A 12,846-nucleotide genomic window follows, 5' to 3' on the forward strand; every position below is an offset into this window, starting at 1 on the left:
GAGGGGAGCGCCGACCTTCTCGGCGACGTGACGTGCGGTCACCTTGTCGCCGAGGGCTTCGATCGCCTCGGGCGACGGGCCGATCCAGGTCATCCCCGCATCGATGATGGCGCGGGCGAACTCGGCGTTCTCAGCGAGGAACCCGTAGCCGGGGTGCACGGCGTCGGCACCGGCGCGGCGGGCGATCGAGAGGATCTTCTCGATCTGCAGGTACGTCTCGGCGCTGGTCGAGCCGCCGAGCGCGTACGCCTCGTCCGCGAGACGGGAGTGCAGGGCATCACGATCCTGGTCGGCGTAGACGGCGACCGACGCGATCCCGGAGTCTCGAGCGGCGCGGATGATGCGTACGGCGATCTCGCCGCGGTTGGCGATGAGCACCTTGGCGATAGCAGGCATGGTTGCCAGCCTAGCGAGAAGGCACTCGATCCCTTTGACGACTCCCCACAAGAAAGAGGGGGAAACGTGGAGGGGAGTCTACGACCACAGGTCCGTCCACTGGACGCCGAGCTCTGCGGCCAGGCGCCGCACGGTCGACAGGGACATGCCCACCACGGTCGAGGGATCGCCGTCGACCCGGGTGATGAAGGCGCCGCCCAGGCTGTCCACCGTGAACGCTCCGGCCACGTGCAGCGGTTCGCCCGAGGCCACGTAGGCCACGATCTCGGCGTCGCTGACATCTGCGGCGAAGGTCACCGCCGCTTCGGCGACGGCGGTCGCCTCGACGGGCTCGGCGCCAGGAACGATCCGGAACACCGAGTGCCCGGAGTGCAGGATGCCGGTCGCGCCGCGCATCTCCTGCCAGCGTCGGGTGGCCTCTTCCGCGGTGTACGGCTTGCCGTAGACCCGCCCGCCGAGCGCGAACATCGAGTCACCGCCGATCACGAGACCGTCGAACTCGCCCGCCTCGGCGAGACTGCGGGCGACCGCTGCGGCCTTGGCGCGGGCGAGGAGCAGCACCAGTTCGGCGGGTGCGAGCGGGCTGCCGTGTTCGGCCTCGGCGGCCGCGGCTACGGCATCCTCGTCGACGTCCGGAGACAGGGTGAGTGGCTCGATCCCCGCCTGCCGCAGCAGCATCAGTCGAGCGGGAGACGTGGAGGCGAGGCAGACGCGCATGTCCACCACCGTATCCTCGAAGAATGACTTCCTCCGCAGCCGACGTGCTCGAACTCGACATCACCGGCATCGCACACGGGGGCACCTTCGTCGCCCGCCATGAGGGCCGCGTGGTCTTCGTCTCCGATGCGATCCCCGGGGAGCGCGTGCGCGCCAGGGTGATCGCCCCGCAGGAAGGGGCGGATGCCTCCACCCGCAGCTTCTGGCGGGCCGAGACGATCGAGGTGCTCGACGCCTCGGAGCACCGCCGCCCGCACATCTGGGCCGAGGCCGATCTCTCCCGTGATCCGGCGGACCGCCCGGGCGGAGCCGATCTCGGCCACATCGACCTCGGGCACCAGCGGGTGCTCAAGCGCCAGGTGCTGACCGAGGCGCTCGACCGGTTCGCGGGATCAGGCCTCGTCGCTCCCGAGATCGAGGCCGTCGATTCCGGTGACGGCACCGGCTGGCGCACCCGCGTCACCCTGCACGTCGATGAGTCCGGTGAGGTCGGTCCGTTCGCTGCGCGCAGCCACCGCGTGATCCCCGTCACCAGCTACCCGCTCTCCCGTCCTGCCATCGCCGAGGCCGCGCTCGCGCTGCACGGCGAGGCACCCGGACGCATCGAACTCGTCGAGCCCGCTGACGGCAAGGTCCGTGTCATCCGGCGGGAAGAGACCGAGCGGCCGGCGAAGGTCGCTCGCGGCTTCCGTCGCCGTCCGACACCGGAAGTGATCGAGGAAGTCGTCGGCGACCGCCGCTTCCAGGTCGATGCGACGGGCTTCTGGCAGGTGCACCCGCGCGCGGCGTCCGTGCTCGACGCCGCGGTCTACGGCGTGCTCGAGGGGCACGTCGACGAGCAGAAGACGCACTACGACCTCTACGGCGGTGTCGGGCTCTTCGCGGCGACGCTCGCCGACCTCGGCGGCACCGACATCGTCACGGTGGAGTCGAGCGCGCGGGCCACGCAGCACGCAGCCGCGAACCTCGCCCCGCTCGATGTGAAGGCCGTGACCGCGCGCGTCGATCGCTTCCTCTCCACGCAGAAGAGCGGGGGGCGCACCGGAGCGGTCATCCTCGACCCGCCGCGTGCCGGGGCCGGGCGCCAGGTCGTCGACGCGGTGCACGCCCTCGCGCCGGAGGCCATCGCATACGTCGCGTGCGACCCGGTGGCCCTCGCCAGAGACCTCGGGACGTTCCGTACCCTCGGGTGGAAGGTCGACCGCCTGCGCGGCTTCGACCTCTTCCCGCACTCGCACCACTTCGAGGTCGTCGCGCTCCTCACCCGGTGACCGATCCGGGCCGCCGCCGGGTACTCACTAGGCTGGGTGGATGAGCAGGGTCGCACTCATCGACGATCACGAGTCCGTTCGCCTCGGCCTCGAGGCCGCGTGCGCGCGCGATTCGCAGACGGTGGTCTTCTCCGGCAGCACGGTCGTCTCCTACCTCGAGTGGCGAGTGGCCTCCGCGTCCGCTCCGGCCGACGTGGTCGTGCTCGACCTCACTCTCGGTGACGGTTCGACCGTGACCGAGAACGTGACCTCGCTCGTGAACGACGGCGCGAGCGTCGTCATCCACAGCGTCGCGGACCGTCCCGCAGCGGTGCGCGAGGCGCTCGCCGCCGGGGCCGCCGGTGTCGTCAGCAAGTCGTCCGCTCTCGACGACGTGCTGGATGCGATCCGCACCGTCGCTCAGGGCGAGGCGCTCAACAACGTCGAATGGGCCAGTGCCGTCGACGGGGATCGGGCCTTCGCCGACGCCCAGCTCTCCACTCGCGAGCGCGAGGTGCTCCGGCTCTACGCCACGGGGCTGCCGCTGAAGGCGGTCGCCGAACGCCTCGGCGTCGCGTACTCGACGGCCAAGGAGAACATCACCCGCGTCCGCGTGAAGTACGTCGAGGTCGGTCGCCCCGCACCCACCAAGGTCGACCTCCTCCGTCGGGCCATGGAGGACGGGATCGTCGCGGCCGACGGGGCGCCGAGTGCCCGCTGATCCGCTCAGCATCCGCGATGCCTGGAGCAAGATCCCTTCTCCCGGCAGCGCGGACACCGAGTTCGAGCGCTTCACCGGCAAGCGCATGGAGCGGATCCTCGCGATCGTGGTGGCGATCGGCTCGGCCGCGCTCGGCGTGCAGGCCCTGATCGCCGCGTTGAGTTCTCCGATGCGGGCCGATGCGGGGGATGTCGTGATCCTGGCCGCGGTGTTCGTGCCCCTGGCTGCGATGCTCGTGGCCTGTCTGATCGGACGCGGTGTACGCCTCTTCTCCGGCGTCTTCGCCGTGATCTACGTCCTGGCCCTGGCCGCCTGGCCGAGCGTCGTCGATCCGACCGACAAGAGCGCGGGCGATCAGCCGTGGATCTTCTTCCTCGTCAACGTCGGCGTGGTCGCGGCGATGCTCGCGTTCCCGCTGCGGCTCCAGTTCGCCTGGGCGGCGGGGATGCCGTTCGTCTACGGGTACGTCCGACTCGTTCAGGGCGAGTTCTCGCGGGAGTTCTGGGTGACGACCGCTTTCGACGTGTCGTTCACGCTGATCCTGGGCGTGGTCATGATCGCGCTCGGCTGGATGTTCCGCTCGGTCGCCGCCGGTGTGGACGAGGCCAGAGGTCAGGCCGTCTCGTCGTACTCGACCGCCGCCGCTGCCGCTGCCGCAGAGGAGGAGCGGGTGGCCATGTCGGCGCTCATGCACGACAGCGTCCTGGCGGCGCTGATCGCCGCCGAGCGTGCGGAGGGCGAGCGGGCGAAGGAGCTCGCGGTCGCGATGGCGCGCGAAGCGCTCACCCGACTCGCCAATACCGAGGTCGCGGTGGCGCAGGAGGGGAGCGATGAGCCGATCGGGACGGCGCAGATCGTGGTGGAGCTGCGTCGCGCGCTCTCCGAACTCGGCGCCGATGCGATCGTCGAGGAGCGGGGCGGCATCGGGCTGATTCCGGGTCGCGCCGCCCGGGCCCTGGTGCTCGCCGCGCGTCAGGCCATCGGCAACGCCGTCGCTCATGCCGGCGGGCGGGGCCTGCACATCATCGCCGAGGGTCATGGCGACGAGGGGATCGCCGTGACGGTGTCCGATGCCGGGCCGGGTTTCGATGTCGACAGCATCGGCGCGGATCGTCTCGGCATCCGGGCTTCCATCCTCGCTCGCATGGCCGGTGTCGCCGGCACCGCGCAGATCCGGTCCGACGACCACGGCACGATCGTGGTCCTGGGGTGGGAGCGCTCGTGAACCGCACCGTCCGCAGCGTCGCCACCTCCCTCGCCGTCGGCTTCGCGCTGTACTTCGTCGCGCGCGGCATCTGGTGGATCGAGCAACCGACCGCACCGCTGGTGATGGTCCTCGCGATCGGTCTCTATCTCGTCGTGGTCAACGTCGCGATCCTCGGCAGCGCCAATTCGGTGCGGATGCCTCTGTGGTCGGCCGTGCTCGCGCTGCTGGCGAGCGCCGTCATCCCGGCGCTGGTCACGTTCGCGCTCGATCCCGCCGACCGCACGGCGCCGTTCGCCACCTGGTACATCGGCGCACTCGGCCTGCTCGGGGTCGTGTGCGTCGTCCGTCGTCGGTTCCTCGTCGGCTGGGCGACACTCGCGGTCCTGGTGGCGGCGACGTCCGCCTATCTGGGCCTGGGCGTGGCGCTGAGCCTCGGTCTGGTGGGCTCGATCATGTGGGTCGTCGTCGCCCGACTGCTCGTCATGTTCTGGGACCGAGCGGTCCGCGACACCGAGCGCCTCGCCGAGATCCAGCAGGCGGTCTCGGCCTGGCATGCCACGCAGCGGGTGCGTCAGCGTGAACGCCGCCTGCGCACGCAGTTCGCTCTGGCCGTCGCGGGGCCCGTCCTGAGCCGTGTGGTGGCGTCTCGTGGAGCGCTGGACGATCAGGAGCGCCTGGATGCGCGTCTGGCCGAGGGGCGACTGCGGGATGAGCTGCGCGGGGCGGACCTGCTCAACGACGCGGTGCGGAACGCGATCGAAGCCGCGCGTCGCCGCGGCGCTGTCGTGACGGTGTTCGACGAAGGCGGTTTCGACGGTATCGAGGCGGCGCGTCGGGTCGAGATCAGAGATGAGCTGGCCGCCGTGCTCACCCGCGCGGAGAGCGCTCGCCTCATCATCCGCTCGTCCCGCGACCCGCGCGTCGCCGTGACCGTGGTCGGCCGCGCCGGCACCCGCGCCTCCGGGGACGACGATTCCGTCGACCTGTGGCACGAGATCCTGAGGGAAGCCGCTGCGGTCTGATCGCCGCCCGACGCGGCGCGCCGCCCCTCGGCTCCGGTGGGGGAGGAGACCGGAGTCGAGGCGGTAGAGAGAGTGGGCGAGGGGCGGCGTATCCGCCTGCCCCTCGCCGTGCGGACAGTTACCCGAAAACCGTCCGCTGGTGGCCGATCAGCGTCTGTCTACCCTGGGACAGAGAGACCAGCCGAACGCGAAGCGTCTCACTCAGTCTGAAGGTTCTTCCAATCGTTGTCTGTAGGTATTTTGGGGGACACGATTTCCCCGGCAATGGGGGATCATTGGACGATGGGAACGCGCCGGGGCACGAATCTTCCGCGGATGGGCGACTTCAACCAGTCCGTCGTGCTGGAGGCCATCCGGCAGTCCGGTGACGGATCGAGCCGGATCGAGCTCGCCGAGGCGACGGGCCTGTCGGCCCAGACCGTCACCAACATCACGCGGCGGCTGCTCGACGAAGGCCTCATCCGCGAGGCCGGGCGCACCATCAACGGACCGGGCAAGCCCCGGGTCACGCTGCGGCTCGTCGCGGACAGCCGGTTCTCGGTCGGGGTGCATCTGGACCCCGCCATCATGACTTTCGTGCTCCTCGACCTCTCCGGTGCGGTCGTGCGGCGTGTCGGTGTGCGCACCCCGGCCATGGAGCCGCGCCGGATCGTCCAGGCCATGGCGGCGACGATCGACGCCCTCATCACGGTGTCGGGCGTCGACCGGGCATCGATCGCCGGTGTGGGGGTCGCGGCCCCCGGCCCGCTCGACGCGGAGAAGGGCACCGTGATCGATCCGCCCAAGCTGCTCGGCTGGAACCGGGTGCCGCTTCGCTCGGTGCTGGCCGAGGCGATCGGTCTCCCCGTGGTGCTCGAGAAGGACACGACCGCCGCCGCGGTGGGCGAGCTCTGGACGCGGAGGGCGTCGGCCGATGACTCGTTCGTGTTCGTGTATCTGGGTACCGGCATCGGTGCGGCGCTGGTCAGAGACGGGGAAGCGGTCCCCGGAAGCACCCGCAACATCGGAGAGGTCGGACACCTCATCGTCGACCCGGACGGACCGCCGTGCACCTGCGGCTCCCGCGGCTGCGTCGAAGTCGTCTGCACGCCGCAGGCGATCGTCGCGCAGGCGGAGCGAGCGGGAGTGTTCCGCGACGATGTCGAGGTGAGCGATGTCGAGGTGGTCGACACGCGCTTCACCGAGCTGTGTCGACGGGCGGCCGAGGGTGATGCGCTCGCCGACGGTGTGCTGCGGCAGGCGGCGGCGCACATGTCGGTGCTGACAGCTGCCCTGACCAACATGCTCGACGTGGATCGTGTGGTGTTCGGCGGCCCGTTCTGGTCGCGGCTGGCCGAGGTCTATCTGCGAGAGATCCCCGACCTGCTCGAACAGGCGAGTGCCACACGCTCGGTGCGCTCGCTGCCTGTGGACGGAACGGTCGTCGGTGACGATGTCGCCGCTGTGGGGGCCGGTTGCGTGGTGCTCGACGCGGTGCTGAGCCCGCGAGCATCGACTCTGCTGCTCGATCACTGAGCGGGATTCCGCAGGCGAGGGATCCGTGGCGAACGCTTGACAGAAATAACTCCAATCGATGTATTATCTGTCATTCCCCCTCAGCGATCGGACCACCGATGCATGACAACTCCGTGCTCGTCGACGCGCGCCTCGAGCGCTTCGTGGAGGAGCGGTTGCGTCCCGCCGTGTACGCCGGAGCGGTGGCGCTCGAACTTGCGGCGTGGACGGCTCCCGGAGAGCCGGTGCCCTTCGCCGAGGCGGTGCAGCAGCGGTTCGCGGACTTCGAGGTGGGGACGCCGTGGGGTCGGGCATGGAGCACGATGTGGCTGCGCATCACCGGGGTGATCCCCGCCGTCGGCGAGGGACAGCGGGCAGAGCTGCTGCTGGATCTGGGCTTCAATACGGCGGATCCCGGATTCCAGGCCGAGGGCACCGTCTATCGCCCTGACGGATCGATCGTCAAGGCCGTCGAGCCCCGCAACTCCTACGTCCCGCTCGACGGTGCCGCCGGAGACTCGTTCGAGTTCTACCTGGAGGCCGCGGCGAACCCCGACGTGGCCGAAGGGTTCCGGCTCTTCCGGCCCACCACGCTGGGTGAGTGGCACACGGCGGGGGAATCCCCCCTCTACGTCTTCCGGCAGGCCGACGTCGCCGTCCTCGACGTGACGGCGTGGGAGCTCCTGCAGGATGTCGTGGTGCTGCGTTCGTTGATGCACGAGCTTCCCGCGCAGTCGTCGCGGCGCGCCGAGATCCTGCGGGCGCTCGAACGCGCGATCGACGCCGCCGACCCCGAGGACATCGCCGGCTCTGCGGCAGCCGCCAGGGCAGAGCTCGTCGGAGTGCTGTCGCATCCGGCCGCAGCGTCGGCGCATCGCGTGCACGCGGTCGGCCACGCGCACATCGACTCGGCGTGGCTGTGGCCGGTGCGCGAGACGCAGCGGAAGGTGGCACGGACGTTCTCGAACGTCCTCTCGCTGCAGCAGGAGGACCCGGACTTCGCTTTCGCCGCGTCGTCGGCGCAGCAGTACGCGTGGATGAAGCGGTTCCAACCGGAGCTGTTCGAGAGGTTGCGTCGCGCGGTCGCCGAGGGACGCTTCGTCCCGGCGGGCGGGATGTGGGTCGAGTCGGACACCAACATGCCCGGCGGTGAGGCGCTGTCGAGGCAGTTCATCCGCGGCAAGCGGTTCTTCCTCGAGGAGTTCGGAGTCGAACCGTTGGATGTCTGGCTGCCGGATTCTTTCGGATACTCCGCGGCGCTGCCGCAGATCGCGCGGGCGGCCGGATCGCGATGGATGCTGACGCAGAAGATGTCGTGGAACGAGTCGAACCGGATGCCGCATCACACCTTCCAGTGGGAGGGCATGGACGGCACCCGGATCTTCACGCATTTCCCGCCGGTGGACACGTACAACGCACAGCTCTCCGGAGAGGAACTGGCGCGCGCCGAGGCCCAGTATGCCGAGAAGGGCCGCGCGAACACCTCGCTCGTGCCGTTCGGCTACGGTGACGGCGGCGGAGGACCCAATCGCGAGATGCTCGCCGCGGCCGCACGCCTGCGTTCGCTGGAGGGGTCTCCGACCGTGACACTGTCGACGCCGCGCCGTTTCTTCGAGGCCGCCGAGGCCGAATATCCCGATCCTCCGGTGTGGACGGGGGAGATGTATCTCGAATTCCATCGAGGCACCTACACCTCTCAGGCCAGGACGAAGCGGGGCAACAGGCGCAGTGAGCACGCCCTGCGTGAGGTCGAGTTCTGGGCGACGGCTGCGGCGCTGCGTGGTGCCGACTACCCGTATGACGAACTCGACGCGCTCTGGGAGGTCGTGCTGCTGCAGCAGTTCCATGACATCCTCCCCGGCAGCTCCATCGGCTGGGTGCATCGGGAGGCGGAACGACGCTACGACGAGGTCCTCGCCTCGGCGGAGCGCATGATCGCGGAGGCACTGGCTGTCGTCGCCGGTTCGGGTGGATCCGAGCTGGTCGCGAACGCGGGTCCCTACGCACGGGAGGGAGTGGCGGCGATGGGGATCGCCGCCACGCGGGGCACTGGGGGTCCTGCGGCGGTCTCGCGGACGACGAGCGGCTTCGTGCTGGAGAACGCGCACCTGAGGGTGACGATCGACAGCGCGGGCCTGGTGACGTCACTCGTCGTCCGCGCGACCGGGAGAGACGCGATCGCGGTGGGGGAGCGGGGGAACCTCCTCCAGCTGCATCGCGATACGCCGACTCGCTGGGATGCCTGGGACATCGACGAGCACTACCGCCGACACGTCATCGATGTGACGGATGCGGTCTCGGTCGACATCGTCCCGCATCCCGCGTCGGCGGTCGTCTGCGTGGTCCGCGAGTCGGGGGGTTCGCGGATCACGCAGACACTGACGCTCGCGTCCGACGCCGAGGCGCTCGACATCGAGACCGTCGTCGAATGGCACGAACGGCAGAAGCTCCTCAAGCTCGCGTTCCCGCTCGACGTGCACACCGACCTGGCGACCTCCGAGATCCAGTTCGGTCACGTGCATCGCCCGACGCACATGAACACCTCGTGGGACGCCGCGAGGTTCGAGACCGTCGCGCACCGATGGGTGCACGTCGGGGAACCCGGCTTCGGCGTCTCGGTCGCGAACGACGCCACCTATGGGCACGACATCACTCGCGCACCGCGTGCGGGCGGCGGAACCACGACGACCGTGCGCCTCTCGCTCCTGCGGGCGCCGCTCTACCCCGACCCGGAGGCGGATCAGGGCACGCACACGTTCCGCGTGAGCGTGCGCCCGGCGTCGACCATCGCCGATGCGGTCCGCGAGGGGTACCGGTTGAATCTGCCGCTGCGTCGAATCCAGGGCGCAGGCCCGGTGGAACCGTTGTTCTCCGTCTCGTCGGACGCGGTCGTCGTCGAGGCCGTGAAGCTCGCGGAGGACCGCAGCGGTGACGTGGTGGTGCGCCTCTACGAGGCGCACGGTGGGCGTGCGGCTGCCGCGCTGACCACCGGATTCACATTCGACTCCGTCGTCGAGACCGACCTCCTCGAGCGCGAGATCGCCACCGGCACGGTCGGCGGGGTCGATCAGCAGTCGGTGCAGCTGGAGCTGCGTGCTTTCCAGCTGGTGACGCTCCGCTTCCGCGGGGCATCGTCGCCCGGGGCCTGATCCGCGATCAGCCGGAGAATCGTCCCCAGGGGATGTCTCGACGCAGCGGACGGCGCAGCGGGCGCTGCGTGCGGGTCCACGCCGAGACCGATGGCTCTTCGACGACGGCGTCCGCCGCCTCGGTGGCGTACGCCTCGCTGATCACCGCGATGAGGGCGGCGAGTTCCTCTTCGGTGGCGGCCCCGCGGGTGATCTCGAGCATCGGGGCGACGTCCCCCGATGCTCCGCCCTGTGCGTCGTGCGCGGTCACAGCGGGATGTTCCCGTGCTTCTTCGGCGGCAGCTCTGCACGCTTGCCGCGCAGAGCCCGCAGTGCCTTCGCGATCGAGACGCGGGTGTTCGCCGGCTCGATGATGCCGTCGAGCTCGCCGCGCTCCGCCGCGAGGAACGGCGACGCCACGTTGTACGTGTACTCGTTCGCGAGGCGGGTGCGCACGGCGGCGACGTCTTCGCCAGCCTCCTCCGCCTTCTTGATCTCGCCGCGGTAGAGGATGTTGACGGCGCCCTGGCCACCCATGACGGCGATCTCGGCCGTGGGCCAGGCGAGGTTCACGTCGGCGCCGAGCTGCTTCGATCCCATCACGATGTACGCGCCGCCGTAGGCCTTGCGCAGGATGACGGTGACCAGCGGCACGGTGGCCTCGGCGTACGCGTAGAGCAGCTTCGCACCGCGGCGGATGACGCCGGTCCACTCCTGGTCGGTGCCCGGCAGGTATCCGGGCACATCGACGAGGGTGACGATCGGGATCGAGAACGCGTCGCAGAAGCGCACGAACCGGCTGGCCTTCTCTCCGGCCTCGATGTTGAGCGTTCCGGCCATCTGGGAGGGCTGGTTGGCGATGATGCCGACCGAGCGCCCCTCGATGCGGCCGAAGCCGATCACGATGTTCGGGGCGAACAGCGGCTGCACCTCGAGGAAGTCGCCTTCGTCGACGATGTGCTCGATCACCGTGTGGATGTCGTAGGGCTGGTTCGTCGAGTCCGGCACGATCGTGTTCAGCGTGCGGTCGGCGTCGGTGGTCTCGAATTCGAAGGTGCTCTCGTACGAGGGCAGCTCCGCCATGTTGTTGTCGGGGAGGAAGCTGAGGAGCGTGCGCGCGTAGTCGATCGCGTCGTCCTCGTCCTCGGCGAGATAGTGCGAGACGCCGGAGCGCGTGTTGTGCGTGTACGCGCCGCCGAGCTCCTCCATGCCCACGTCCTCGCCGGTGACGGTCTTGATCACGTCGGGTCCGGTGACGAACATCTGGCTGGTCTTGTCGACCATGATGACGAAGTCGGTGAGGGCAGGCGAGTACACAGCTCCTCCGGCGGCCGGGCCCATGATGATCGAGATCTGGGGGATGACGCCGGAAGCGCGGGTGTTCAGGCGGAAGATCTCGCCATACTTGCCGAGGGCCACGACACCCTCCTGGATGCGTGCGCCGCCCGAGTCGAGGATGCCGATGCACGGCATGCCTCCGGAGAGGGCGAACTCCATGATCTTGATGATCTTCTCGCCGGCGACCTCGCCGAGCGATCCGCCGAAGGTCGAGAAGTCCTGGGAGTACACCGCGACGGTGCGTCCGTTGATCGTGCCGACGCCGGTGACGACCGAGTCGCCGTAGGGACGGGAGCGGTCCATGCCGAACGCGGTCGTGCGGTGGCGCACATACTCGTCGAACTCGACGAAGCTCCCGGGGTCGACAAGCAGTTCGATGCGCTCGCGGGCGGTCATCTTGCCCTTGGCGTGCTGCTTCTCCTTCGCCTTCGCTTCCGCGTCGACGACGGCTTCCGTATAGCGAGCGCGCAGATCCGCGATCTTGCCGGCGGTGGTAAAGAGGTCGGGCTTGTCCGTCACGGATTCCACCCTAGCGTCGGGGCGACGCGCGCCGTTGGATGCTCGGCACAACGGGGCGGTCGATCCTTTGGCGATGAACGCGCGAGCTCAGTGCCCGCTGGGGTTCGGGTCCTGCTCCTGGCCATTGCCTTCGAGTGCCGGATCTGTTTTGGGTGAGCGGCCGAGGGAGAGCGCTTTGCGACCGACCCACTCGACACCGCGGACCGTCGTCCCGGCAGCGCCGGCCACCGCCGTGCCCGCGTACCGGGCGCCGCGCAGCATACGAAGTTCGACCTTCTCGGCACCGGGAACGGGCTCCAGCTCGAGAGGGAGATCGATCGGGGCCGCTCCGAACGCCCGATGGGATGTGGTGAGTACGCGACGACCGAGGATGTGGTTCCCGGCCCCGCCGATCGCCGCCCCGATACCGAACGGCAGCGCTTTGCCGATGATCGACGCTCCGCCCTTCGCGGCGAACTGCTTTACGAACATGCTCTTGAGCTGGTCGACCAGGGGCCCGACGGCGGCACGGGGCAGCGACTTCGTGACCAGCTCGCCCCAGTAGGACGATCTGCTCCCACCGCGTCCGGCCACCTGTCCGGCGAGCTGCCCGACCAGATCGACGCCCTCTTTGCCGAGCATGAGTGTCATCACGAGTGCGCGTGCGCGATCAGGGTTGGCGACCGCGATGCCGTGCACCTCGGCGACGGACTGGGCGAAGAGGGCCGTCGATTCCACGAACCCCACCGTCTCGACTCCCGACAGTGCCAGGGTCACTCCCGTGCCGATGCCGGGAACGACCGCGGTCGCTCCCACCGCGGCCCCGCCTGTGGTGACGGCAGCCAGGTAGCGCCGCTCGAGGATGCGGATGATCTCGGCGGGCGTCGCGTGCGGGTTGCGCAGGCGGATGCTGCGGATGTGCGCGAGGACGAGTGGGCGCTGGATCGACAGGACGCGGTCGAGCCCGCGCACCATCATCGGATGCTCAGGCGACCCGGCGGGCGGCACGCTCTTGTCCCACGGGGCGTCGTCCGGAAGGGAATGGATCTTGTGCACCTTGGGGGCCATGGAGTGA

At 69.5% G+C, this 12,846-nt stretch carries 11 protein-coding genes; 6 read left to right on the forward strand and 5 right to left on the reverse strand.

Annotation, left to right across the window (positions count from 1 at the left end; translation table 11 throughout):
• Together HCX50_RS16905 and HCX50_RS16910 are read right to left on the reverse strand one after the other, a co-directional pair.
• A partial coding sequence (locus tag HCX50_RS16905) for a biotin carboxylase N-terminal domain-containing protein (protein ID WP_272953125.1) occupies positions 1-396 on the reverse strand: 396 nt, incomplete at its 3' end.
• A gap of 78 nt (positions 397-474) precedes the next feature.
• Positions 475-1,113: a Maf family protein gene (locus HCX50_RS16910; protein WP_167635166.1), complete on the reverse strand. Its 639-nt coding sequence runs from the start codon at positions 1,111-1,113 to the stop codon at positions 475-477.
• A 23-nt stretch (positions 1,114-1,136) separates the two neighbouring features.
• On the opposite strand from HCX50_RS16910, the gene HCX50_RS16915 reads away from it, so the two are divergent.
• The 6 genes from HCX50_RS16915 to HCX50_RS16940 all read left to right on the forward strand — a co-directional run bounded on the left by HCX50_RS16915 (position 1,137) and on the right by HCX50_RS16940 (position 9,956).
• Positions 1,137-2,384, forward strand: a complete 1,248-nt coding sequence (locus HCX50_RS16915; protein WP_091030264.1) for a class I SAM-dependent RNA methyltransferase — start codon at positions 1,137-1,139, stop codon at positions 2,382-2,384.
• Between the two features lie 40 nt (positions 2,385-2,424).
• Positions 2,425-3,084, forward strand: a complete 660-nt coding sequence (locus HCX50_RS16920; protein WP_091030266.1) for a response regulator transcription factor — start codon at positions 2,425-2,427, stop codon at positions 3,082-3,084.
• Positions 3,074-4,309 (forward strand): hypothetical protein, encoded by a 1,236-nt coding sequence (locus tag HCX50_RS16925; protein WP_091030269.1) that lies wholly within the window; start codon positions 3,074-3,076, stop codon positions 4,307-4,309. The genes HCX50_RS16920 and HCX50_RS16925 overlap by 11 nt, the downstream gene beginning before the upstream one ends.
• Positions 4,306-5,313, forward strand: coding sequence for a hypothetical protein (locus tag HCX50_RS16930; RefSeq protein WP_244175894.1), 1,008 nt, complete (start codon positions 4,306-4,308; stop codon positions 5,311-5,313). The genes HCX50_RS16925 and HCX50_RS16930 overlap by 4 nt, the downstream gene beginning before the upstream one ends.
• A 315-nt stretch (positions 5,314-5,628) precedes the next feature.
• Positions 5,629-6,828: an ROK family transcriptional regulator gene (locus HCX50_RS16935; RefSeq protein WP_167635167.1), complete on the forward strand. Its 1,200-nt coding sequence runs from the start codon at positions 5,629-5,631 to the stop codon at positions 6,826-6,828.
• 98 nt (positions 6,829-6,926) lie between these two features.
• Entirely contained in the window at positions 6,927-9,956 is a 3,030-nt protein-coding gene (locus tag HCX50_RS16940; protein WP_167635132.1) for an alpha-mannosidase, read from the forward strand.
• A 7-nt stretch (positions 9,957-9,963) separates the two neighbouring features.
• Here the strand turns inward: HCX50_RS16940 and HCX50_RS16945 are convergent, their stop codons facing one another.
• The 3 genes from HCX50_RS16945 to HCX50_RS16955 form a co-directional block, all read right to left on the reverse strand.
• Positions 9,964-10,206 (reverse strand): acyl-CoA carboxylase subunit epsilon, encoded by a 243-nt coding sequence (locus HCX50_RS16945; RefSeq protein ID WP_374225478.1) that lies wholly within the window; start codon positions 10,204-10,206, stop codon positions 9,964-9,966.
• Complete coding sequence (locus HCX50_RS16950; RefSeq protein WP_374225477.1) at positions 10,203-11,792, reverse strand: acyl-CoA carboxylase subunit beta; 1,590 nt, start codon at positions 11,790-11,792, stop codon at positions 10,203-10,205. The genes HCX50_RS16945 and HCX50_RS16950 overlap by 4 nt, the downstream gene beginning before the upstream one ends.
• 87 nt (positions 11,793-11,879) lie before the next feature.
• Complete coding sequence (locus HCX50_RS16955; RefSeq protein ID WP_091030285.1) at positions 11,880-12,839, reverse strand: hypothetical protein; 960 nt, start codon at positions 12,837-12,839, stop codon at positions 11,880-11,882.
• Between the last annotated feature and the right edge of the window lie 7 nt (positions 12,840-12,846).

It is taken from the genome of Microbacterium sp. B19(2022) (assembly GCF_012030385.1).
GTDB classification, from domain to species: domain Bacteria; phylum Actinomycetota; class Actinomycetes; order Actinomycetales; family Microbacteriaceae; genus Microbacterium; species Microbacterium oxydans_B.